General features: G+C 52.0%; 18 protein-coding genes. 4 read left to right on the top strand and 14 right to left on the bottom strand.

The genetic code is table 11. The features are described from left to right. Positions 1–83: 83 nt before the first annotated feature. The 9 genes from D9734_RS20515 to bcsR all read right to left on the bottom strand — a co-directional run bounded on the left by D9734_RS20515 (position 84) and on the right by bcsR (position 15,825). Complete coding sequence (locus D9734_RS20515) at positions 84–1,580, bottom strand: pitrilysin family protein (protein ID WP_130210118.1); 1,497 nt, start codon at positions 1,578–1,580, stop codon at positions 84–86. Positions 1,581–1,799: 219 nt separating this feature from the next. Then, positions 1,800–3,086 carry a C4-dicarboxylate transporter DctC gene (dctA, locus tag D9734_RS20510; RefSeq protein ID WP_130210116.1) on the bottom strand — a complete coding sequence of 429 codons (1,287 nt, stop codon included), beginning with the start codon at positions 3,084–3,086 and terminating at the stop codon, positions 1,800–1,802. A 182-nt stretch (positions 3,087–3,268) separates the two neighbouring features. Next, positions 3,269–5,257, bottom strand: coding sequence for a biofilm formation regulator HmsP (gene hmsP / locus D9734_RS20505; RefSeq protein WP_130210114.1), 1,989 nt, complete (start codon positions 5,255–5,257; stop codon positions 3,269–3,271). Between the two features lie 82 nt (positions 5,258–5,339). Further along, positions 5,340–8,813, bottom strand: a complete 3,474-nt coding sequence (gene bcsC / locus D9734_RS20500; protein WP_130210112.1) for a cellulose synthase complex outer membrane protein BcsC — start codon at positions 8,811–8,813, stop codon at positions 5,340–5,342. After that, positions 8,795–9,901, bottom strand: coding sequence for a cellulose synthase complex periplasmic endoglucanase BcsZ (gene bcsZ, locus D9734_RS20495; RefSeq protein WP_130210142.1), 1,107 nt, complete (start codon positions 9,899–9,901; stop codon positions 8,795–8,797). Before bcsZ ends, bcsC begins: the two co-directional genes overlap by 19 nt. A 6-nt stretch (positions 9,902–9,907) precedes the next feature. Then, entirely contained in the window at positions 9,908–12,247 is a 2,340-nt protein-coding gene (gene bcsB / locus D9734_RS20490; RefSeq protein ID WP_130210110.1) for a cellulose biosynthesis cyclic di-GMP-binding regulatory protein BcsB, read from the bottom strand. Between the two features lie 10 nt (positions 12,248–12,257). Further along, positions 12,258–14,876, bottom strand: a complete 2,619-nt coding sequence (gene bcsA, locus D9734_RS20485; RefSeq protein ID WP_130210108.1) for a UDP-forming cellulose synthase catalytic subunit — start codon at positions 14,874–14,876, stop codon at positions 12,258–12,260. Next, positions 14,873–15,625, bottom strand: a complete 753-nt coding sequence (gene bcsQ / locus D9734_RS20480) for a cellulose biosynthesis protein BcsQ (protein WP_130210106.1) — start codon at positions 15,623–15,625, stop codon at positions 14,873–14,875. Before bcsQ ends, bcsA begins: the two co-directional genes overlap by 4 nt. Positions 15,626–15,636: 11 nt before the next feature. Further along, a complete protein-coding gene (gene bcsR, locus D9734_RS20475; protein WP_064527810.1) occupies positions 15,637–15,825 on the bottom strand; it encodes a cellulose biosynthesis protein BcsR in 189 nt (62 codons plus the stop codon). A 273-nt stretch (positions 15,826–16,098) separates the two neighbouring features. Between bcsR and bcsE the strand changes: the two genes are divergently transcribed. The 3 genes from bcsE to bcsG are packed head-to-tail and all read left to right on the top strand — an operon-like array spanning position 16,099 to position 19,534. Continuing rightward, positions 16,099–17,670, top strand: coding sequence for a cellulose biosynthesis c-di-GMP-binding protein BcsE (bcsE, locus tag D9734_RS20470; protein ID WP_130210104.1), 1,572 nt, complete (start codon positions 16,099–16,101; stop codon positions 17,668–17,670). Beyond that, positions 17,667–17,858, top strand: coding sequence for a cellulose biosynthesis protein BcsF (bcsF, locus tag D9734_RS20465; protein WP_130210102.1), 192 nt, complete (start codon positions 17,667–17,669; stop codon positions 17,856–17,858). Before bcsE ends, bcsF begins: the two co-directional genes overlap by 4 nt. Next, a complete protein-coding gene (gene bcsG, locus D9734_RS20460; RefSeq protein ID WP_130210100.1) occupies positions 17,855–19,534 on the top strand; it encodes a cellulose biosynthesis protein BcsG in 1,680 nt (559 codons plus the stop codon). The genes bcsF and bcsG overlap by 4 nt, the downstream gene beginning before the upstream one ends. Before the next feature lie 85 nt (positions 19,535–19,619). On the opposite strand, the gene D9734_RS23270 is transcribed toward bcsG, so the two are convergent. Together D9734_RS23270 and D9734_RS20450 are read right to left on the bottom strand one after the other, a co-directional pair. Continuing rightward, on the bottom strand, positions 19,620–19,727 hold the full coding sequence (locus tag D9734_RS23270) for a type I toxin-antitoxin system toxin Ldr family protein (RefSeq protein WP_002431793.1): 108 nt from the start codon (positions 19,725–19,727) through the stop codon (positions 19,620–19,622). 374 nt (positions 19,728–20,101) lie between these two features. Next, positions 20,102–20,209, bottom strand: a complete 108-nt coding sequence (locus tag D9734_RS20450; protein WP_002431793.1) for a type I toxin-antitoxin system toxin Ldr family protein — start codon at positions 20,207–20,209, stop codon at positions 20,102–20,104. Between the two features lie 475 nt (positions 20,210–20,684). Here D9734_RS20450 and D9734_RS20445 point away from each other — a divergent pair, with 475 nt between their 5' ends. Continuing rightward, positions 20,685–21,956, top strand: coding sequence for an amino acid permease (locus D9734_RS20445; protein WP_130210096.1), 1,272 nt, complete (start codon positions 20,685–20,687; stop codon positions 21,954–21,956). 16 nt (positions 21,957–21,972) lie between these two features. On the opposite strand, the gene D9734_RS20440 is transcribed toward D9734_RS20445, so the two are convergent. Genes D9734_RS20440 through D9734_RS20430 form a run of 3 tightly spaced genes read right to left on the bottom strand, consistent with a single transcriptional unit; the run spans position 21,973 to position 23,599 of the window. Continuing rightward, positions 21,973–22,980, bottom strand: coding sequence for a HipA domain-containing protein (locus tag D9734_RS20440; protein WP_130210094.1), 1,008 nt, complete (start codon positions 22,978–22,980; stop codon positions 21,973–21,975). Then, entirely contained in the window at positions 22,980–23,291 is a 312-nt protein-coding gene (locus tag D9734_RS20435; RefSeq protein WP_130210092.1) for a HipA N-terminal domain-containing protein, read from the bottom strand. The genes D9734_RS20440 and D9734_RS20435 overlap by 1 nt, the downstream gene beginning before the upstream one ends. After that, entirely contained in the window at positions 23,276–23,599 is a 324-nt protein-coding gene (locus D9734_RS20430; RefSeq protein WP_130210090.1) for a helix-turn-helix transcriptional regulator, read from the bottom strand. The genes D9734_RS20435 and D9734_RS20430 overlap by 16 nt, the downstream gene beginning before the upstream one ends. Positions 23,600–23,812 lie beyond the last annotated feature (213 nt).

Here is a 23,812-nt window from a genome sequence, read left to right as displayed (position 1 = left end):
AACTGCTGACGCATATCATTCAGACTACGTTATTCATTACCGTTAATCCCGGCAGCGTAGAAGAAACGCTGCCGGGTTATTTATTACTGCGCGGGTGGAATATCCGAAACTTCAGGATGGACGTCATCCGTGGCTACGGATGTAGTCACAGCCGCAGTCGATGGGGCCATGATTTGATCCCATGCGGCCTGCAACTCTTTCATGTTAAATTCCGGCTCACCTTTCGGCTGCAACAGAATTAACGCCATGTCGTTCGACAGTTGCTGACGCAAATCCTGATTTAACATTTCTACCGTCAGGCTGTTGAGGAAATCCTGACGCAGTTTCTGATATTGCTCCGGCGCGATATCGACAACCTGATTTTGCAACGAACGCATCCGCTGGCCCATCAGAATATCGGTATCAGCTCGCGCATAGGCGGCAAACAATTTCTGCAACTCCAGTTTCTTTTGCGCCACCAGAGCATTGAACTCTTCTTCCGGCAGACCTTTATCACGAACTTTCGCCAGCTCACGCGCCACCAGATTAAGGTTGCTGTTCAGCTTGTCGTTTGGTGACTCGATGTTGATGGCACACTGCGCACGCAGATACAGCACACGGCAGTCAAATCCAAGACCAATGTCTTTACTGTTACTGGCGCTTAATGCTTGCTGAACGTGCCAGAACAGCGCCTCACGGGCCAGGTCCGCACGCCAGTAGCGCAGCAGTGCGGCTGATTCACGAATCGGCTGCCACGGCGTATCCCACATGATGGATAACCGGTCCTGACGCACTGCGTCGGTCATAATACTCACCGCTTCCGCACGCAGAGGAGAAAGCGTCGGCACCGGAGCCGGTGTTTCACGTTTGCCTTTCAGTTCGCCAAACGTTTTGTTGATTTGGTCTACAACCGAGCGCGCATCAACGTTCCCCACCACCAGCAGCGTCATTGCATCCGGGGTGTACCATTTCTGGTAGAAATCTTTAATCTTTTCCGCTTCAACGGGTTGTTTCAGCGGATCGGCAGGATCGTGACCTAATAAAGTCGATCCCTTCAGGCGATAACGCCACCAGCCTTCTTTGGTGTCGGCAGGCCAGGTTGCCACCATGTCCTGACTTTGCAGCGCGTGGTTGATGGTTTCTGGTGTAATGGTCAGTTTGCCACTGGCATTTGCCAGATAAGAGAGCGCCTCTTTCAGCAAGTCGTTACGGTTATTTGGCAGACTAAGATTAAACAGCGTGGTGTCGTAAGAAACGATCACCGGTGGCATCGGGCGCTTAGGGTCGATCCCCTGTTGCCACAATGAACGTGCCTGTGCCGCTTCAAGGCCACCGCTTTGCGTCAGCGCGATGCGGGGAATGGCATGACTATAACCGCTCTGTTGGGTACTTTCGGCGAGCGAACCAGTATTAACCAGCAGGCGAATTTCAACACGATCGCTGGGACGCTGGGGCGTGGTCAACACTTGCCACTGTAAACCGTTGGAGAGCGTCCCCTGTTGCCATGCTGGATCAGGCTGGAGCGCATCTGCCTGCACATAGCCAGCAGTGGCCATCACCAGCAAACCGCCCGCTAAAAGTCGAATTTTTGTGCCCTGCATGTGAACCCCTGATCAACTATCCTGGTAATAAAAGACTGCCCGTTATCGGTCAGTCTGAATAACGTTAAAAACACTTCGTGTTAGACCGCAAGAACATGGAAATGTCACGGAAGAAGTGAAATAAACCTGAACTCACCCAGGTGGTAAGTTCAGGCACAGGGGGCAATTATGCGCAAACACCCGCACTCGGGGAAGGGAGTGCGGGCATAAGAGGTGAGATTAAGAGGATAATTCGTGCGTTTTGCCTTCTGGCGCACGATTATTCAGCACATCGTCCAGTTTTTTGTGGTCCAGTTCTTTAACCCACTTAGCGACCACGATGGTTGCTACACCGTTACCGACCAGGTTAGTCAGCGCACGAGCTTCCGACATGAAGCGATCGATACCGAGGATCAGCGCTAGCCCCGCCACCGGTAAATGGCCTACGGCTGAAAGTGTCGCCGCCAGCACGATAAAGCCACTGCCCGTAACCCCTGCCGCCCCTTTAGAAGAAAGCAGCAACACGATTAATAGCGTGATTTGGTGGAAGATATCCATCTGACTGTTGGTAGCCTGGGCGATAAATACCGCCGCCATCGTCAGGTATATCGATGTGCCATCAAGGTTAAACGAGTAGCCTGTCGGGATGACCAACCCCACCACCGATTTCCGGCAGCCGAGTTTTTCCATCTTGTCGAGCATACGTGGCAGCGCCGATTCGGAAGACGATGTTCCCAACACAATCAGCAGTTCTTCACGAATGTAGCGGATAAATTTGAAGATACTGAAACCGGTCGCTTTAGCGATTGAACCCAGTACCAGCACCACAAACAGGATACAGGTGATGTAGAAGCAGATAATGAGCTGCCCCAGCTGCACCAGTGTTCCGACGCCGTATTTACCGATGGTAAATGCCATCGCCCCAAACGCCCCAATCGGTGCCAGGCGCATGATCATATTGATGATGCCGAAGATGACCTGCGAGAAACTTTCGATAACGTTAAAAATCAGCTGGCCTTTGCTGCCCAGACGGTGCAGCGCAAAACCAAACAGTACGGCAAACAGCAGCACCTGCAGGATGTTACCGCTGGCAAACGCGCCAATGACGCTCGCCGGGATGACATCCATAATGAAGGCGACAATGCCCTGGTCTTTCGCCTGCGCGGCGTAAACGGCTACCGCTTTCGCATCCAGACTCGCCGGATCGACGTTCATTCCAGCACCTGGCTGTACAACGTTAACGATAATAAGACCAATAATCAGCGCGATGGTACTGACTATCTCAAAGTAAAGCAGTGCGACTGCGCCGGTACGACCGACCGCCTTCATGCTTTCCATGCCCGCAATGCCAGTGACGACGGTACAAAAGATGACGGGAGCGATGATCATCTTAATGAGCTTAACGAACCCGTCGCCAAGCGGTTTCATTTGCTCGCCTATTTCAGGGTAGAAATGGCCAAGGAGAATACCAATGGCTATCGCTGTCAGGACCTGAAAGTAAAGGCTTTTAAACAGAGAGGTTTTCATAGGGTGTCCTTTAGTAAAACCACAGGTCTTGTAAGGTTATGGGGTACCTGCGGCCTTAAAATAACACCCAGACAACATCACAGAAATGTACCTGGATCATAATTGAAACAAAAATGTTAAAAAGTTTGAGCTGGCTCGCACAAACCAGCACTTTTTAAAGTTTTGTAATCAGTTTGGGGTAGCTATTTTTCTTCCAGGTAACTTTCTTCGAAGATTTCAATGGGAAGTGGACGTGCAAAGAGGAAGCCCTGAGCAATACCAACGCCCGCCTTTGCCAACCAGTCACGTTGTGCTTCTGTCTCTACGCCTTCAGCAATGATTTGCAGATTCAGGCTTTTCGCCAACATGATAATCGCGGCAATCATGCTGCTATCTTCCGGTAACCCATCAATGAACATTTTGTCGATTTTCAAAACGTCCACCGGGAGAGATTTCATATGCTGCAACTGACGCAACCCTGAATAGCCCATACCGAAATCATCCAGCGCCACCTGTACTCCGGCGTTGCGCAGCGGACGAAGGATTGCCACCGCCGCGTGAGGGTCATCAATGCGTCGGCTTTCTGTCACTTCCAGAATCAGCGTTCCTGGCTGAACACGATAGCGCGTTAGCAGTTCCAGCATATCCGCCACCATATTCGGGTGCATCAGTTGCAGAGCTGAGATGTTCACCGATAATGGCAGCATAATGCCGCGCTCCTGCCAGGCGGCAAGCAGTCGGCATGACTCTTCCAGCACCCAGTGACCGACGGTAACCATCAGTCCACAAGACTCAATACGATCAATTAACCCATCCGGTAGGTCCCAACTCCCATCCGGTTGCTGGATACGCAATAACACTTCCGCGCTGACTAACTTGCCGCTGGTCATCTCAACTTGTGGTTGTAGCCAAATCGCAAATTGATGATTTTCAAGCGCATTAAGGATATCGCTCTCTTCCGTCAGCCGCTGTTGAGCGGCTTCCATCTGCTGCGGATCATAGAACTGAATCTGATTCTTCCCTTTATGACGCGCGGTAAACGCCGCAGAAATAGCACGACCATAAAGTTGTTCGGCGGTGATATCGCCATAGAACATCGCCACGCCGATGTTACAGTGTGGGCGCAGTTGAATGCGATCAATAGGCAAGCGCTCGCTCATGATAGTGAGTACTTGCTGACCTAACGTAATAGCGTGCCACGGCTCCTGCACACCGTTGGCGATAACAGCGAAGTCATAGCCACTGACCTGCGCGAGAACCATGCGCGGCGACAGCACCGACTTGAGTTTTTCCACCAGCGTAAGTAGCAGGATTTCCCGCTGCGCCTCTTTCAGCACACCGGCGGTGTCGCGCAGGGTTTCGCAGGTGATAATCATCAGCGCAGTAGTCTGTTTACGCGTCACCACCTGTTCCAGCATCTCCATCAGCAGGGCTTTGTTTGGCAAATCCGACACCGGGAAGCGCATCGCGTTTTCGATCTGCTCTTCATAATGGCGCTGCAACAGTTGCTGGTTAAGGTTATAACTGCGCACCAACATGCCTATTTCATCGTCCTGATGCAGACGCGGCAGCGCCAGCTGATGACCGATAATCTCTTGCGGTGGAATGGCGTTCAGCTCACGAGCAATATTGCGTAAAGGATGTAATATCAGTCGGTTAATACACCAGCTAATCGCCACTGTCAGGATGAGCGACAAAAGTAAGTAAATGGTCACTAACGTTGAGAGCGTACTCATCACGAACTTATACATGCGGAAGGAATCCGCTTGTAACACCAGATAGGCAATCGGTTGTGGGTTTGCCGGGCGCTCCAACGAGTAGACGCCCAGCGAGATTTGCACCGGTAGTTCGAGCAGTCGGGTAACCATTACCGGCACCGGGCGTTCAGGAATAAAACTTTTACGCAGCGCCTGGAACTGGTTAGGCAGCACCACATCTGCGCGGCTGACCACGCCTGCAGGTTTGATGCTGGAGAGAATGGCCTCCGCCTGGGGAATATCCCCTTTGAGGATGGCTGAGGACAAGGGTTCGCGGACAGAACGAGCAATGCTTTCCAGTTGCGTAGCCGTGTTATAGCGATTCTGCTGTACCAGGTGGAACAGCAAAACGGTGCAAAAAACAAAGACAAACACCAGAACAACGGCCGCCACCATTGCCATCTGCTTGATTGTTAACGAACGACTAACGCGCAAATTATCTCTCCCCCGGAAATCCCAGACTGCCGCCCGAGTATACCCGATCGCAGCGGCATTAAGAGAGGCGCTATCTGAAAACTTACCAGTCGGCGTAAGGTATCAGCGGCTGTGGCGGTAAATCCATATCGCCCTGCCATCCGGCGGCAGAATACCGTACGTAGAGCAGGAAATGGCTTGGCGCATAATCTTTCGCCTGCTGGATATCAATCGCCGTGCCGACAAACCAGTTGGATGTAACGCGTCGTTCAAGTAACGCCCGCGCCGTATAGCCAAAGCCCTGGCTGCTACTGCCACCGTTGGTCTGGTCAGCGGCGTCGTCTTTCCAGTCATTCGGAATCAGGTTCATCAGCGGATAACGCGGCATGGTTTTAGTGCGCGAGTGCGACCATGAGCCAGACGCGCCCAGCTCCCATGACCAGTTTTCCGTGCGCTCACGCCACATCACCGGTACGGCAAACGACAGATATTCCTGCGGGCTGTAGTAGCCGCCCTGCCCAAGTGAGTACCCACTCAGGTCTTTGTCGTAATGCCAGATCATGTTGTTCAGGCCGATAGTGACGCGACGATTATTCTGGTTGATGACTTTATAGTAATAGCCCGTCATCCAGCGCACGCGCCAGTTATCTTCGACATTTTTTCCGGTTAACTGATCACCGCTAAGTGATGCCCAGACGCCGTTTGCCTCACCTTTATCATAGCTCAGACTTAACCCCACACCATCGGCACGTACGCCGCCCCATTTTTTCCCGGTATTGCTCGGAGAGTCTTTCTGTCCGCCGAAGGCAAGTAATGAACTGGAAATAGGTCGGCGATGGGCGTTAACGGTGTAGCCAAGCGGCCCGATATCATCGCTGTAACTAACGCCACCGACCACGTCCACGACATTGAAGCCCATCGGCGTGGTGCCAATATCCCAACTCCAGACGTCATTTCGCCAGCCGACCGCCACGCTTGCGCCAGAATCCGACTGACTGCGATTGCCGCTACAATCTTGTAACGTACAGGTCCCCCAGTTGTTGTCCCACGTGCCGTCGTCGTTGGTGGAGAAACTGCCGACATTCATATTGACGAAATCGCTGCGGAAGAACATTCGTCCGTCCGCATAGGGTGCATCTACCTGCAACATGGTGGTGTGCGCTTTCAGATCGGAGTATCCGCCAGTGCCGCTCGATCCCCAGTAGTCGTGCTCCAGGGTGACGTTAAGATCCTGCTGACGATAAAGGTCCGCCGCATCGCTACGTACACCGCGTTTCAGCCAGTCATCTTTCTCGTCGTTGCGGGTCAGTCGGGTAAAGGTGTCGTTATCCTGCGGACGCGTCGTGGTCACACCAGATGCGACCATCGCGTCTTTGTAGGTTTCCAGCGCCTGCTTTGGATCGCCCGCCTGTGCTTCAAACTTCGCACCATCGCGCAGTACCATCGCGCTTTCCATCGACGGCGGCTGAGATTTTGCCTGCGGGATCAGCTTGTTAAATGTCTGCTGCGCCGCTGCGGTATCGCCAAGCTGCGCCTGCGCCAGCGCCACGCGCCGCTGAGTGTTCAGAGAGGCGTTATCGGTGGCGGGCAGTTTCGCCAGCTGGCTACGTGCCGCCGCTTTGTCACCAGCAGCGATATCCACTTCCGTCAGACCAAGAATGGCGTCGACGTTATTCGACTCGCGCGTCAGGACGTTCTGATAAGCCGCGCGGGCGGCGGTGTAATCGCGCCGTTGCTGCGCCCAGTCGGCCAGGGTGAGATCAATGCGTGTGGAAGGTGGCTGCTGACGCAGCATCGCTTCCGCTTCGGCCTCTTTGCCGCTTTCCCGCAGGCGATTCGCAGTCTCCAGCACCTGATCGCTTTGCAGGCGATTAACCAGCTCCTGAATATTGCTGTTCCACTGCGCGCGCGGCAGGCTGTTGATATGCGCCAGTGCCGCCCGGTCTTGATCATGACCGGAGAGATACAGCCCGTAGGCGTAAACCTGCTCCGGGTCGTTCGGCTTCTGCTGCGCCAGATTGCGCATCAGAGTATCAGCCTGGCTGCGTTGTCCGGCCTGCCAGAGATCCTGCGAAAGTCGGTAAGTAATCCACACACTGCCGGGGTCCAGTGCCAGTCGCTGGCGCTGAAGTGCTGCTGCTTGCGCCCATTTGCCCTGTTTTTCCAGCGCTTCGGCCTGCTGTGACAAACGGTCGTTTTGCAGACTACGTTCAATATCGTCAACGCTGCGCCGCTGGCTGGCAGAGAGCGAGGCAATAAATGCTTCAGCCTTTTCCGGCGATTGCTGGCGATAAAGATTCGCCAGACCGCGCACGGCGTTGGTGTTGCCGCTGTCCATCCGCAGCGTCTGCTGATAATAACGTTCGGCTGCAGGGTAATCTTTGCGCGCCATCGCCACATCACCCAGCCCCAGCACCGCATAGCTGTCAGTATTATCTACATTGCGCGCCTGCTGGAATAACCGTTCCGCTTGATCAGGATTGTTCGCTTTAAGCGCGGCATCGCCCTGTTGGATCGCCAGCCAATAACGGTTCACTTTCAGCAGGCTGTTCCATTTGTCGTTGTTGCTGCTGTGCGGGTCCAGCGCGAGGGCTTTCTCCAGATTCGCCACCGCATTGGCGCGATCGCCTTTCTGAGAATACGCCTGGCCCAGCGCCCCCAGCGCTTCACTGTCTTTCGGGTTAGCACGCACCGCCAGTTGCAACTCGGGGATGGCTTTACCCGCCATACCTGAATCCACCGCCGCTAAACCTTGCGCACGGGCACGGAAAGCAGGATCGGCCAGTTGTTTTTGTTGTTCTGCCAGTTGCGATTGTGCAGCAGCCACGTTGTCGCCATCGCTAAATACTGAGAGATATTTTTTCAGCGCCTGCACGCTGGCATCGCTGACAGGCATGTCTTTAATCTGCCCGTACCAGATTTTAGAAGCCCCCTCGCGCCCGGCGTTCGATTTCGCCATCTGCTCCAGTACGGCAAAACCTTCGTCACGGCGATCGCTGCTAAACAGCAATAGCGCCAGATTGTTTTGCAGGCCCGTATTGCCCGGCGTATCCGCATTGATGCGTTTTAGCTGATTAATCGCTTCGCCACGGCGAGCCGGAATTTTCGCCACGGTACTCCAGTACTCGACGGCAATGTCACCTTCCGGCGGCGCCCCGTTGAACAGTTTGTTGTAACCCGCCACGGCTTCTTCCGCATGCCCGGTGGTGGCCTGCAATCGTGCTTGTTGCAATGCCTGACGACCATCCGGCGTGGAAAGCAACATCGTCGTCCGCGACGATTTGTAAGCGTTTGAACTCGGCGCTAATTGCGACAATCGGTCGAGTTGTTTTTGCGCCCCATCAACATCACCCTGCCGTAACAGAGAGCGAAAACGGGCAGCAACGACGTCCGGGTTATTCGGATCAATAAGTTCCAGACGATACAGCGACTGCTGCACCAGGTCTTCGCGGTGAGTCGCTTCGCCAACTCGTACCTGCTCCAGTAGCTGTTGCTGGGCGGTTGGCGCCGCCTCGACCATCGGCATCACAGCCAGACCGAGGGAAAGTGTGAGGATGTTTAGTGTGAATTTGCGCATTCCTGGCCCCAGTCCGGTAATAACTCACCTTTTGTCGAGAAGCGGAAACGGTGTTGATCCCAGCCTTGTCCGAACAGGGTCAGCACATAATTGTAATAGGCATCGCTGCCAGGAAAGTTATCTGCCACACGCTGGCGCTGTACAGCCTGCGCGTCACGGTCCTGAAGAAATGGCAACATAGCCGCAGAAAAACCTACCGGCCCTTGCCCCTGCGCTTTACCCGTCGCGACATCAACTTTCTCCGGCGGATAGCCGTTCTTCTCAGTAAATGTCGCCATCGGTTTAAAACGCGCTAACAGCCGTGCTTTTTGCGGATCAGTATCTGGCATCATGCCGACCCACATATAAACGCGAATGGCGTCATAGCTGCTGATCAGCGTTTTTTCAGCTTTCAGCTGCCAGCCTTTATCTTTTTCATAACGCACCCAGTCAGGCGAAAAACCTTTCGGTGCAGTTTCCAGCAGCAAACGTTGATTCGTTTCGCGCAGCGTAGTCCAGGGCGCGCCAAAGCGGGTGAAATACTGTGCCAGCGTCGGTGGTAGATAACTCGGGTTCAAACGCCAGCTGTTATTCTCGGCAAAGCCGACTTTTCCCGGTAACAGCATGGACCCCAGCCCCGGCACCGTCACCACTTCCTCTTGCGCAATGCGTTTTAACAATGCGCTGCCGATGTCGGTATAACGCTGCTCTTTCCACAATCGCCCCGCCTCAAGCAACGACCAGGCCATCCAGATATCACCATCAGAGGCCGAATTGCTGTCCAGCACTTCCCACTTGCTGTTCTCTTTTTTGCCCCACAGCCAGGCAGGCAAATGTTCGTTTAAGGCCCCCTGAGCAAGATTGTTCTGGGTCCAGTCAAGTAGGTTGTCAAATGTCGTACGATCATTAGCCGCCAGGGCAAAGAACATGCCGTAACTTTGCCCTTCAGAGGTGGTAATTTTGCGTGCGTCACTGGGGTCAATGACGCGCCCTTCCTGACTGATGTAATCCTTTTTGAACTGCTCCCAGGCAGGCCAGTTGCAGGCTGCCTGAACACTGAAGGCAGCCAACAGCAGCATCGTCACGATCCCACTACGCAAAACTTTCATCATCGATTACTCATTATCCGGATTAAGACGACGACGGCTGATGATGCGCAGCAGACGCCACAGTACCCATGCCAGCAGCACCACGCTGATTGCCGCCAGTATCGCCAGCAGAATCGGATGGTTCGCCAGTGCGTACCATAAACGTTCAAACCACGGCAGATGACCGACGTAATAGACGTCGCCAACGCGCAGGCTGTTAACACCGGACTCGCGAATCACCGCTACGGAACCAAACATAGTGGCGCGTTTACCGCTGTCGTTCACCGCATCGTTGAGCATCTCGTAACCGCGTGGACTATCCGCCAGTAACGCAATTACGCTGCGCTGGTCGTTATACGGTGACTGGAAGCCAATCACCGCCGCCATCGCACCAGAAGAGGTCAGCGTGGACTGAGTTTCTGCTGCGCGGTCGTTTTCGTCAGGTACAATGCCGGGGAACGGAGTCTGGCGCATCGGCGTTTTCACCCAGCTTTCGGTAGCCTGCACCAGCAGATCGATCTGCTTGTCATCTTTTAACTTGTCCGGGATACCGCCAATTATCATGATATCGGCGTCTTTCCCCTGAATGGTGCTGCCATCATCGGTCACCGTCAGGTTGATCGCCGGGAAGCCCGTCTGTGCACCAATAAAGCCCACCGTATTAAGCAGTGTTTCCATCTGCGCTTCGTTTGGTGTTTTTGGCATCACGGTAATGGTTTGCGACAAATCCGCCATCCGGCTGAACGGGAAGCCCGCATTAGCAAACGCGCGCAGATCCGGCATCGGGATGAAGTGGTAATACTTCGAGAAGTCGATGGTAGAGTCGTCACCAATCACGACGTGATTCTGCACCGGCTGGAAGGTAATACAGTTATCCACCGAACCACCCGGCATTGGGTTCATATACTCAAAATCGAAACGCAACTGGTTGGTCGCCCCCAGTTTCAGCGCCGGAATGGAGACATCGGTTTTACCATCCAGCAAACCTTGCAACACCGGGATCCGCAGCAGCAGGCGGTTCGCCTCCTGTTTACTGCTCAGGTTGAAAGATTGCAGGAACTGGTTGTTCAGGCTGATATCCATCCGCGAGCTATCTTTCACCGGCGGCATGGTGTAGCGATAGTTGATATCCATATCGATACCGGTGCTACGCATCAGGTAGAGATCTGGCGGCAAGTTCAGCGAGATATTAATCGCTGCCGGCTCCAGCCCGCTGGACTGTAACTGTTCTTCATAGGTTTTCAGCTCACCAAAGGTGACCGGACGATCGGTTCGCACCCAGTTTGGCGCATCGTACGGTTTACGTGGCAATAGCGGTTTAACATCGTTCACCACTACGCTGTCACCACGGAACAAAATATTGCCCTGAGCAATGCCTTTCGCCGCCTGCAATAGATCTTTGTCATCACGCCCAAAGACCACCAACAATTTGACGTAAGGATTCTCCGGATGGTTGATCATCTCAATCACCGGGGCTTTTACTGCCGGATGATCGCGCAGGAAGTCCGGTCGCTTGTCATTGGTCGCAAAGACAATCGCATTGCGGTCCGGAAGCTGATTATAGAGTACCGGGAAGTTCTGTCCGCGCCAGCCAGAACGCGAACCAAACCACGACGCAACAATCGCCGAAGCCTGTTGCAGACCAACATCCGGCGCACCAGCAAAAACTATCGGCAACGTATTGGCTCGGTTATCCCTCGGGTCGAAAAACGGAATCGGGAAGTGCGACAGATCATTTTTCACATTCAGTGATTGATATGTCAGATCCAGTCCGCTACTGCGTCCAACATCCAGCCAGAGCGTTGTGCTGGCCGGGTTTTCACAGACATCCTGATAATGACCAACAAACTCCAGCCGCACGCGGTTGAAGTCGGTGATAAACAGCGGATTAATCGGCATTTGCGCCAACGTCTTTTTACCCAACTGCTCTTTGGTCACTGGCAGCACGCCCATCAACTCATCGTTCAGATAGACTTTCAACTGTGACTGTATCGGCAGCAGTGATGGCGACGGCGTATATTCAAGGTTAAGCATCGCCTTCGTCACCACTTCATCACTGCGCATACCAAACTCTATGCTGCCGTTTGGGTTAATGCCACGCAGTACCATGCTACCCGGCGGCGGCGCGATTTGCGCAAAGGTCAGCTTCACATCGCGCGAAGGGCCATTCTGCGCCACGATGGGCGCGTCCGCGCCCTGCACGCCTGGCATCACCTGTCCGACCCGCGGATTTTGCTCCGCCTGGGCAGGCACAGTTGGCTCAGCATTGATCAGTGGTTGCGTCGTCGGTGTCGCCTGCGTCATGAAAGAGGGGAACGCACTCATCCCCATAGCCACTGCACAAATCCAGAATAGTTTTCTTTTCATCGCGTTATCATCATTGTTGAGCCAAAGCCTGATCCGATGGTTGTACCGTTTCGCTCCGCTCCGGGCGACGCGGAATGAACGAAACAACCCAGGAAACCAGAGAAGTCAGCACACGGAAAATGCCCTTCACCGAAGAAGGCGCAAACTCCGCCAGATGGCGGTAGCCACGGAAGCCGAGCTTCAGAATATCCAGCAGACTTTCCAGCGGCTTATCTTCCGGGTAGCTGTCCTGCCAGAGCGCCCATGTATCCGCACGGGCAAACGTACACTGCACAAAATCGATATGTTGCTGGGTAGTGAGCGGCATCAATTGCAGCCCCACTTCGTTACCCATCACGCGCGCAACCTGAGTCGGGAAGGCATACTCTTGCTGACCGCGTTTGAGCAGCAGATTCACTTTCTGTCCTTCCAGAATCTGCGCCTGACCGTTGATCTTGATCCCCAGGCCGCCGTCAGAGAAGTCCTGAACGGTGCAGGAGAAAAGATGCCCATCTTCCCGGGCAATCGCCGCTGGCATGGTCATCTCAACACGGTGTGAACGACGTACCTGCTTGCTTTCTACCGATACCGCTACTGCGCCGCCGAGAATAATCAGGTTGTAGAACACCCAAACCATACTAACGACCACGGTGAGCATTTCAGTCGGCGGGCCATAGAAGTAACGCCAGATGCCGACAGCAACACCGACCAGGTTGAGTAATACGAGGAAGATGTACGGTCGCGAGATCACCCAGTCGACGTACTCTTCCTCCACCAGACCACCTTTGGCGGTGACGTTAAATTTGCCTTTGTGCGGGTTAATCAGCGCCACCAGCGTCGGCGGGGCGATATACCAGGCGAGCACCGTCTCGTAGATTTCACTCCAGAAGGAGTGGCGATATTTACCCTGAATCTTCGAGTTGGTCAGGCTGGCGTGAATCATATGCGGCAGCACAAACAGGGCAATCATCAACGCAGGCGCGTAAATGATGTAGGCGTGCAGCAGCAGGAACGCCAGCGGTGCGGTCAGGAAGATCAGCCGTGGAATCCCCGACAAGAAGTGGAACATAGCGTTGACGTAGCACAGCCGCTGAGCGAACTTCAGTCCTTTACCAGTAAGCGGGTTATCAAGACGGAAGATTTGCACCATTCCGCGCGCCCAACGGATACGTTGCCCAATGTGCGCCGAAAGGCTTTCAGTCGCCAGCCCCGCCGCCTGGGGAATACGCATATAAGCGGAAGTGTAGCCACGACGGTGTAAACGCAGAGAAGTATGCGCATCTTCAGTCACGGTTTCGACCGCGATGCCGCCAATCTCGTCCAACGGCTTACGACGAATCACCGCACAGGAACCGCAGAAGAAAGTGGCATCCCACATGTCATTACCGTCCTGCACCAGACCGTAGAACAGCGTGCCTTCGTTCGGCGTTTTACGAAAACGCCCCAGGTTGCGTTCGAACGGATCTGGTGAGAAGAAGTGGTGAGGCGTCTGCATCATCGCCAACTGCTTTTCTTTCAGGAACCAGCCCATGGTCATTTGCAGGAACGAGCGTGTGGGAACGTGGTCGCAGTCGAAAATCGACACGAACTCGCCTTTGGCATATTTCAGTGCATTGTTGATGTTGCCTGCTTTCGCATGTTCATGCGTCGTTCGGGCGATATATTTCACCCCCACGTTTTGCGCAAACTGGCGAAACTCTTCCCTGCCGCCGTCATCGAGGATCCAGATGTTGAGTTTGTCTTTCGGCCAGTCGATACCCAGCGAAGCATAAATGGTGTTTTTCACCACGCTGAGATCTTCGTTGTAGGTCGGTACAAAGATATCCACCGACGGCCATTGCGACATGTCTTTCGGCAGCGGTACTGGCTGACGATTCAGTGGCCATACCACCTGGAAGTAGCCAAGCACCAGCACAATCCACGCATAAGTTTCCGCAAATAGCAGGATTAAGCCACATACCAGGCTGACCGGATCATCCCAGTTCAACGTCGAGGTATATCGCCACCAGATATAGCGACACGAGACAGTCAGCGACAGCACAATCAACATCAACGCCGAGAAGCGCCCTGGCATACGCCGCACCATTAGCGCCACGCCCCACAGCAACATCAGGAAGATAAATTGCGACAACGGGTTAAAAGGCTGAGTGACGCAAATTAGCGCCAGAATCAGCGAGAAAGTCACAATAACACCAAGAATAAAACGCCGTGCTCCGGCGCTCAGATGGCCAAGTTCTTTTTTCTCATCAAGATGTTGCGTGTTCTGGCTGACACGTTCTGGTAGTTTGTCCATCCATTGATGGTAACGCCCACGGATATTCTGCAGGCCAGAAAATGCCCGCCAGCGTGGTTTTGGCGTCTCTCTGCGTGAAGCGCCGATCAACAACCAGCAAGTCTGAATGACATAGCGGACTGGATCCAACGGGCGCGGACGCGAAGCGTTGATATGTGGGTAAAGGTTTTTATGTTCTGCGCGGATACGCTGCCAGCGCGGGTGTTCAAGCGGAATGAACACCCAGGCCAGGATCAGCCAAAAACAGCCAAGCGTCGCGCTGAAAGCCGATGCGCCGTGACGACGATAATCCCGATAACGCCCGATAAGACGCGCGTTGACCGGCGGGATAAGCAACCACCGGGTCAAGATACTCATGACGCGCTCCCGACTGGCTTTTTCAGACCGGAATAGTTCAACAGGCACCAGTTTGCCAGCGTCAGAACTTCCTCCGCCGCCAGCGCATCACTGCGGTATTCACCTAACGGCTGTTTCGCCGCCAGGCATTCAGCCATCGCTTCATCGCGATGAATCAACATTGGCAGTAACCGGCGCTGGCTTTGCAACCACAACTGGTAAATATCTTCCTGTACCTGGCTGCCAATGCGGAAATCATTAATCAATATATGCGCGCCAGCAGGCAGTGCTTGCTGATGCAGCCGAATATGGCAGTTAGCATCCACTTTAACGATTGCCAGCGAGTGATCGCACAGGCTCAGGATTTGATGCGTTATCTGCGAGGCGTCGCGCGGTAAGTCGATCAAAATCCATTGATAACGCCCACTGGCCTGCAGCTGCTGCAAGCCTTCGCAAATTGCACCCAACTGAGTTTGCCAGTGCTGGGGATTCTCTTGCTCTTCAATGGTTAACTGACCAAAAGGCAGCAGATCGAGCTGAGAGGTATAGCGCATCCCGGCATCTCGCCAGTCCTGACCATCCAGTATGGCTCTGGCCCAGCCCTGACGATGGGTAAAATCAACGTTGAACGACAAGCGCAACAAATTGTCCGGGCAGGCATCAACCACCAGGACATTTTCTCCCAACATTTGCAATGCCCAGGCCAACGCGGCGGTGATGGTTGTTGTACCCACACCTCCCCGCACCCCCTGTAATCCCAGTACGGCCATTCACTACTCCCCTACTTCTGTTGCGCAAACTCAGCCAACAATGGCCAGCGTTTTAACGCCGCTGCTAACTGCTCACGCTGAGAAATATCGGCATAATCGATATCAGGCAGTGAAAACGCCTGCTTTAACGCCAAAATATCATTCTGAAAGATATAGCCTATCGCGGGATCAGGCAGAGTATCCTGTTCGTTGTTATTCATTATGCTTAATCTCGATAAAATATACCCGCCACGCATCAGTCAATTCTAATCGACAGAATTTTGCCCGTATAATGCCAGACGGCAATACGTAATCCGTTCATTTTTTAACTTTCATGTACGCAACTAACGAAAGTAAAAAACGAAAAGACTGATATCATAAGGCTTCCAGCCTGCTAAATTGATTCACATGCTAAATCTGATAAGTTTTAATTTCAATGGTAGGTTTATTTCTTAGCTTTCGCTAGTAAACTAATAATCAGACAAAATGGTGACTTGAGGGACGTTGTGGACCCTGTATTCTCTATCGGTATCTCATCTTTGTGGGATGAGTTGCGGCATATGCCAGCAGGCGGCGTCTGGTGGTTTAACGTCGATCGTCAAGAAGATGCTATCAGCCTTGTGAATCAAACGATGGCTTCTCAAGCTGAAACCGCGAAAGTCGCGGTCATTAGCATGGATAACGATCCCGAAAAAACCTTCAAATTAGATGATTCTCACGGACCGGAAAAAATAAAATTATTTTCAATGCTAAATCATGAAAAGGGGCTATACTATTTGCCCCGTGATTTACAATGTTCTATTGATCCCGAAAATTATCTTTTCATTCTTGTTTGTGCCAATAATGCATGGCAAAACATTCCAACTGAGCGGCTTCGTTCATGGCTGGATAAAATGAACAAGTGGAGCAGATTATACCATTGCTCACTGCTGGTAATTAATCCAGGAAATAATAACGATAAACAATTTTCATTGTTGCTGGAGGAATACCGCTCACTTTTTGGGCTTGCCAGTTTGCGTTTTCAGGGCGATCAACATCTGCTGGATATCGCCTTCTGGTGCAACGAAAAAGGGGTTAGCGCCCGTCAGCAACTCATCGTTCAGCAGCAAGAGGGTATCTGGACGTTAGTTCAGCGTGAAGAAGCGGAGATCCAACCACGCAGCGATGAAAAACGCATTCTTAGCAATATTGCTGTGCTGGAAGGCGCCCCCCCTTTATCAGAACACTGGCAACTGTTCGACAACAACGAAACTCTGTTCAATGAAGCCCGGACTGCACAGGCTGCAACCGTCGTTTTCTCTTTACAGCAAAATGGGCAAATTGAACCACTGGCCCGCAGCATTCATACCCTGCGTCGCCAGCGTGGTAGTGCGATGAAGATCCTCGTGCGGGAAAATACCGCCAGCCTGCGTGCCACGGATGAACGTTTGTTGTTGGCCTGCGGTGCGAATATGGTGATTCCGTGGAATGCTCCGCTCTCCCGTTGTCTGACGATGATTGAAAGCGTGCAAGGGCAGAAGTTCAGCCGCTATGTTCCGGAAGATATCACTACCCTGCTATCCATGACCCAACCGCTGAAACTGCGCGGTTTTCAAAAGTGGGATGTGTTCTGTGAGGCGGTCAATAACATGATGAATAACACGTTGTTGCCTGCTCATGGTAAAGGCGTGCTGGTCGCTTTACGCCCAGTACCGGGCATCCGCGTTGAGCAAGCCCTGACGCTGTGCCGTCCAAATCGCACTGGCGACATTATGACCGTTGGTGGAAATCGACTGGTCCTGTTCCTCTCATTCTGCAGGATCAACGATCTGGATACTGCGTTGAATCACATTTTCCCGTTACCTACTGGCGACATTTTCTCTAACCGCATGGTCTGGTTTGAAGATGACCAAATCAGCGCTGAACTGGTGCAAATGCGTTTACTTGCCCCGGAACAATGGGGGGTGCCACTGCCTTTAACTCAGGCCTCCATGCCGGTAATCAATGCCGAGCATGATGGGCGTAACTGGCGACGAATACCGGAACCGCTGCGACTGTTGAGTGATCCTGTGGAGCATTCATCATGATGACCATCAGCGATATCATTGAAATCATTATCGTTTGTGCGATTGTTTTTTTCCCGCTGGGCTATCTGGCGCGCCATTCCCTACGGCGCATTCGTGACACCCTACGTTTGTTATTTGCGAAACCTCGTTATGTAAAACCGGCCGGTACGTTACGCCGTGCAGAAAAAGCCAGGGCTACCAAAAAATGACTCAATTTACCCAAAATACCGCTATGCCTTCTTCACTCTGGCAATACTGGCGCGGCCTTTCTGGCTGGAACTTTTATTTTCTGGTTAAGTTCGGCCTGTTGTGGGCGGGCTACCTTAACTTCCATCCGCTACTCAATCTGGTATTTGCCGCGTTCCTGCTGATGCCGATTCCGCGCTACAGCCTGCATCGCCTGCGCCACTGGATCGCCCTGCCAATCGGCTTTGCCCTCTTCTGGCATGATACCTGGCTACCTGGCCCGGAAAGTATTATGAGCCAGGGGTCACAAGTGGCAGGCTTTAGTCCCGATTATTTAATCGATCTGGTCACGCGCTTTATTAACTGGCAGATGATTGGTGCTGTCTTTGTTTTGTTAGTGGCCTGGTTATTCTTGTCGCAATGGATTCGCATCACCGTTTTTGTGGTCGCCATTCTGGTATGGCTGAACGTACTTACGCTGGCTGGTCCAAGTTTCTCCCTGTGGCCAGCCGGTCAACCGACCACCACGGTAACAACGACGGGCGGTAACGCTGCGGCAACAGTCGCGGCAACCGGCGGCACGCCAGTAGTTGGAGATATGCCAGCGCAAACTGCACCACCGACAACCGCAAACCTCAATGCCTGGCTGAATAATTTCTATAACGCCGAGGCGAAACGTAAATCGACCTTCCCATCCGCGCTGCCAGCGGATGCGCAGCCATTTGAGCTTCTGGTGATTAATATCTGTTCGCTTTCATGGTCGGATATTGAAGCTGCCGGATTAATGTCACATCCGTTGTGGTCGCATTTTGATATTGAGTTCAAGAATTTCAACTCTGCAACCTCATACAGCGGTCCGGCGGCGATTCGTCTGCTGCGCGCCAGTTGCGGTCAGCCATCGCACACCAATCTGTATCAACCAGCAAATAATGACTGCTATCTGTTCGATAACTTGTCAAAACTGGGCTTTACCCAGCACCTGATGATGGGACATAACGGCCAGTTTGGCGGCTTCCTGAAAGAAGTTCGCGAAAACGGCGGTATGCAGACCGAATTGATGGATCAAACAAATCTTCCCGTCATTTTGCTGGGCTTTGATGGTTCGCCGGTTTATGACGATACTGCCGTGCTTAACCGCTGGCTGGACGTTACCGAAAAAGATAAAAACAGCCGTAGCGCCACGTTCTACAACACGCTTCCACTGCATGACGGCAACCATTATCCGGGCGTCAGCAAAACAGCGGATTACAAAGCGCGAGCGCAGAAGTTCTTTGATGAACTGGACGCCTTCTTTACTGAACTGGAGAAATCGGGTCGTAAAGTGATGGTCGTCGTAGTACCGGAACACGGTGGCGCGTTGAAAGGTGACAGAATGCAAGTTTCTGGTTTGCGTGATATCCCCAGCCCGGCAATCACTGATGTACCGGTTGGCGTGAAATTCTTCGGCATGAAAACACCACATCAGGGCGCACCAATTGTCATCGACCAACCAAGCAGCTTCCTGGCAATCTCTGATCTGGTGGTTCGCGTTCTCGACGGCAAGATTTTCACCGAAGACAATGTTGACTGGAAAAAACTCACTAGTGGATTACCACAGACTGCGCCTGTTTCCGAGAACTCGAATGCGGTGGTCATTCAATATCAAAATAAACCGTATGTTCGCCTGAACGGTGGCGACTGGGTGCCTTATCCGCAGTAATTACGAAAAAGGCCGCAGAGTTTCCCCCTGCGGCCTGGTCCGGGCGCAAATTGCCATTACGGCAGCCTGACGCCCGCATGGCATATTACTTCCGCTTATTCAGCCAGCTCACGATCAGGCTGGCGAGAATGCCAGCAATGACCGGAGCCGCTAAATCGTGCCAGAAGGCCATGCCCAACTCTGCGAGCGTCATATAGCCGCCTCTGTTGTAATGACAACGTTTCACGGCTATCCTTGAGTGGTCTAGGTTCAAGATTAGCCCCCGTGATGTTGTCAGGTGCATACCTGCAATGTGCGGGGGTTTTCTCTCTCCAGCAACCAATGCCACCAGGGATACAGCCCCCGCAACATTGCGCCTCACAGGAACCCTTCCGGCTTGCCGCTGATTCTACGACCGTTTTTGTGCTTCGAAATCCATCACTTCTTCACTCTGTGCTGCGCATTCCGCAGAATATTATCCGCTTGCAACCGTTGCATTTTTCTTACGAAAAAGGCCGCAGAGTTTCCCCCTGCGGCCTGGTCCGAGCGCAAATTGCCATTACGGCAGCCTGACGCCCGCATGGCATATTACTTCCGCTTATTCAGCCAGCTCACGATCAGGCTGGCGAGAATGCCAGCAATGACCGGAGCCGCTAAATCGTGCCAGAAGGCCATGCCCAACTCTGCGAGCGTCATATAGCCGCCTCTGTTGTAATGACAACGTTTCGCGGCTATCCTTGAGTTGTTTGGGTTCAAGAATGGCCCCCGTGATGTTGTCAGGTGAACACCTGCAACGTGCGGGGGTTTTCTCTCTCCAGCAACCAATGCCGCCGGGGATAAAGCCCCCGCAACATTGCGCCTCACCGGAATCCTTCCGGCTTGCCGCTGATTTTACGATTGCTTTTTATCGTCAGCATCCGGCAATTTTCCTCATTGCGTGATGCCTTCCAGCTTAATTTCTTTGTTTACAATAGTTGCAGTTCATATCCGAGCTGACTCCAGACTGGTAGTGAAATGCGCAATTTTGTAGAATTGCGCCTCCTCGCAATCTCCCCAGTGAATCTGTTGTCTCATTCGTTACACACTGCGTATTCAACTTCTCTACCTGTTGCGCAAGAGAAGCTGGGGTTATTCATTTTTACGAGGCTGACTTCTTTCTGGACAGGACTTTATGCAGCACAACACACAACCATTACACGATCACAAATTGCCGTTTACGCGCTATGACTTCGGCTGGGTTTTATTATGTATAGGAATGGCGATTGGTGCCGGAACCGTGCTGATGCCGGTACAAATTGGCCTGAAGGGGATTTGGGTATTTATTACCGCTGCAATCATTGCTTATCCGGCAACCTGGATAGTGCAGGACATTTATTTAAAGACACTTTCGGAAAGTGATTCCTGTAATGACTATACAGATATTATCAGTCATTACCTGGGCAAAAACTGGGGAATTTTCCTCGGGGTTATCTACTTTTTGATGATTATCCACGGGATTTTTATCTACTCTCTCTCCGTTGTTTTCGACAGCGCCTCATACCTGAAAACCTTCGGTTTAACCGATGCCGATCTTTCACAATCTCTACTTTATAAAGTCGCTATTTTCGCCGTACTGGTGGCAATTGCGTCTGGTGGTGAAAGGTTGCTATTTAAGATCTCCGGGCCAATGGTGGTGGTCAAAGTCGGCATTATTGTCGTGTTCGGTTTTGCGATGATCCCGCACTGGAATTTCGCCAATATAACCGCCTTCCCACAAGCCTCCGTATTTTTCCGCGACGTCCTGCTCACCATTCCATTTTGTTTCTTCTCTGCGGTATTTATTCAGGTGCTTAACCCGATGAATATTGCCTATCGTAAACGGGAAACAGATAAAGTACTGGCAACTCGGCTCGCGCTGCGTACCCACCGGATTAGCTATATCACGCTCATCGCGGTGATCCTGTTTTTTGCCTTTTCGTTTACCTTCTCAATTAGCCACGAAGAAGCCGTTTCTGCCTTTGAACAAAATATCTCGGCACTGGCACTAGCCGCGCAGGTGATCCCCGGGCATATCATTCATATCACCTCTACGGTGCTGAATATCTTTGCCGTACTGACCGCATTCTTTGGCATTTACCTCGGTTTCCACGAGGCCATTAAAGGCATTATTCTCAATCTGTTAAGCCGAATTATTGATACCCAGAAAATTAACTCGCGTATGCTGACTCTGGCAATTTGCGCTTTTATCGTCATTACGTTGACGATTTGGGTTTCGTTTCGTGTATCGGTGCTGGTGTTCTTTCAGTTAGGAAGCCCGTTATATGGCATTGTGTCGTGCCTGATTCCGTTTTTCCTGATCTCTAAAGTTTCACAACTGAAAAAACTACGCGGGCTAAAAACATGGCTTATCCTGTTTTATGGCATTTTGCTGTGCTTTTCGCCGCTGTTGAAGCTGATTGAGTAAAAGTAACGGGGGCTGCTCACAGCAGCCCCAGACGATGTCGATAGCATTTCAGTACAGCCTGGATATGCTCCTGAGTCATAAAGGACTGTTCATACGTTTCCATAACAATGGCATTTTCTTTACGTATATCCTGAAAGAGTTTTTCCAGCAATCTGGGCGCTAATCCCATCGATTCACCCAACAGCAAAAAGTCCTGCCCGATATACTCGCCATAATCACTTTCAAATCCAGGAGCCAGTTCCCGACCGCCTTCTTCTCGCATCAATAACGGCAGCGCCAGATAGTTTGAGAGAAAATATTCCGGATAGGGAGCGACAGAAACAAAGTCATACACCGGCGCTAACGCTGGCGTCAAACCATCGGAGTACACTAAGCCAAAGTTTCGTAAATGCATGTCGTTATTACCCAGCAACCAGGCGTAAACAATGCGACGAAAGAGATCGATTTTAAATGCGATGTTGTCGTTAACATGGGCAATTAAAAATCGGGCCAGCGTTTCATAGCTGACGTATTGCTCGTTATCATTTCCCGTTTTGCCATATTTATCTGTAATCTGCATCGCGCCATCAAGCTGCTCCTGATGCACTGGCTGCCCCTTGTCATCCCGGTCATAGCGCCGGATAACAAACGCGTATTCAAGCTCCTCCTCTGATTGTGGTGCAAAACTCAGCAGGCCATGCACAGGTACGTCAAATCCCAAACGAGACATCAATGTCATTGTTGCATGTTCATTTTCGGCCAAACCGGGAAAGTCGGCTGGAGAGGGCTTAAGGATAAAATTTCCCTGATGATCTACGACGCGGAACTCTCCTTCATCCAGCACTAATTGCAATTTGGGCTGGTAACCGGAAATACTCATCCCTTTTTGTTGACGCGGAAGTTCCTGCACAAACTGAGTTCGCGTAAACCCCAGCCGAGGATTCAATTTTGCAGTGCCGCTCAGGCGCTTCAACCCTTGTGTCGAATATCCGCGCTGTTCGTCACGTTCATTCAGCGGCGTTAACAGAATGCGACAATTCGCCATTATTCCTCCCAAGGTAAAATCTGGATTGCCCCCAGCAGATTCTTGCCGTTATCAATAAGCATTCCCAGCGGATCGTTTTCGTCACGATGCTGTATCTGGCTGTAGCGTTGACGCAGCCATCCTTCTGGCGCCAGTGAGGCAAAATAAGGATGCAACGTCTCACTAGGAAACTGACGCTGTGCGACGGGCAGACTGATTGAGATTGCCGGTCCGTGGTAATCCGGGGCGTACTGAAACAAAAAACCACTGTCGTTCTGAGAGAGTTCACCCACTACCTGACCATAGAGCAACACTTTCACTCGTCGATGCATAGTTTCACTCCAAGAACGTTCGCCACCGCAAACACACTGCCGAATTTAACCTGTTCAGGATCCTTAAAAAGTCGCTTTAACGTGGACGTTGAGATCCCCGTTTGTAGTTCAAGGGTGTATAAATCAATGCCCAATTCTTTGCGCCGTGCGTTCAGTTGTTCCCCCAAATGGCGGGGAGTCTCAATGGTCCGGAGGGGGCGTGGTTGACTAATATTCGGCCCCTGGATAAGTTTCTTCTGCAACTCCTGGAGCTGGTCGCCGATCGCTTTCAACTCTTGAGCCAGATTCTGTGTCCCCGTGTAGATCATTAAAGAACCTTTCAATTGATAAAAGACAAAAAAAGATCACTTATGGTTAAAGGAATTCGTTAAGCATCATAAATGAACCATTTTTTATTAATGATTATAATTTAGCTCATATATAATCCACTGGCAATAAAAATGGTCAAAAAAGATCTATAAGTGATAGTTAAAGCACAAGAAGGTCATATTTGACATGAGACCAGCATGAAAGCCGGTCTC

This window comes from Escherichia sp. E14S1, assembly GCF_004211995.1.
Classification (GTDB): Bacteria; Pseudomonadota; Gammaproteobacteria; order Enterobacterales; family Enterobacteriaceae; genus Escherichia.
This window is presented reverse-complemented; position numbering and strand designations above follow the sequence as displayed.

Bases quoted from the DNA above. Each gene is read 5' to 3' on its own strand.
- D9734_RS20515 (WP_130210118.1), bottom strand. From the start codon at position 1,580: ATGCAGGGCACAAAAATTCGACTTTTAGCGGGCGGTTTGCTGGTGATG.
- dctA (WP_130210116.1), bottom strand. From the start codon at position 3,086: ATGAAAACCTCTCTGTTTAAAAGCCTTTACTTTCAGGTCCTGACAGCG.
- bcsC (WP_130210112.1), bottom strand. From the start codon at position 8,813: ATGCGCAAATTCACACTAAACATCCTCACACTTTCCCTCGGTCTGGCT.
- bcsZ (WP_130210142.1), bottom strand. From the start codon at position 9,901: ATGAAAGTTTTGCGTAGTGGGATCGTGACGATGCTGCTGTTGGCTGCC.
- bcsB (WP_130210110.1), bottom strand. From the start codon at position 12,247: ATGAAAAGAAAACTATTCTGGATTTGTGCAGTGGCTATGGGGATGAGT.
- bcsA (WP_130210108.1), bottom strand. From the start codon at position 14,876: ATGAGTATCTTGACCCGGTGGTTGCTTATCCCGCCGGTCAACGCGCGT.
- bcsQ (WP_130210106.1), bottom strand. From the start codon at position 15,625: ATGGCCGTACTGGGATTACAGGGGGTGCGGGGAGGTGTGGGTACAACA.
- bcsR (WP_064527810.1), bottom strand. From the start codon at position 15,825: ATGAATAACAACGAACAGGATACTCTGCCTGATCCCGCGATAGGCTAT.
- bcsF (WP_130210102.1), top strand. From the start codon at position 17,667: ATGATGACCATCAGCGATATCATTGAAATCATTATCGTTTGTGCGATT.
- bcsG (WP_130210100.1), top strand. From the start codon at position 17,855: ATGACTCAATTTACCCAAAATACCGCTATGCCTTCTTCACTCTGGCAA.
- D9734_RS23270 (WP_002431793.1), bottom strand. From the start codon at position 19,727: ATGACGCTCGCAGAGTTGGGCATGGCCTTCTGGCACGATTTAGCGGCT.
- D9734_RS20450 (WP_002431793.1), bottom strand. From the start codon at position 20,209: ATGACGCTCGCAGAGTTGGGCATGGCCTTCTGGCACGATTTAGCGGCT.
- D9734_RS20445 (WP_130210096.1), top strand. From the start codon at position 20,685: ATGCAGCACAACACACAACCATTACACGATCACAAATTGCCGTTTACG.
- D9734_RS20440 (WP_130210094.1), bottom strand. From the start codon at position 22,980: ATGGCGAATTGTCGCATTCTGTTAACGCCGCTGAATGAACGTGACGAA.
- D9734_RS20435 (WP_130210092.1), bottom strand. From the start codon at position 23,291: ATGCATCGACGAGTGAAAGTGTTGCTCTATGGTCAGGTAGTGGGTGAA.
- D9734_RS20430 (WP_130210090.1), bottom strand. From the start codon at position 23,599: ATGATCTACACGGGGACACAGAATCTGGCTCAAGAGTTGAAAGCGATC.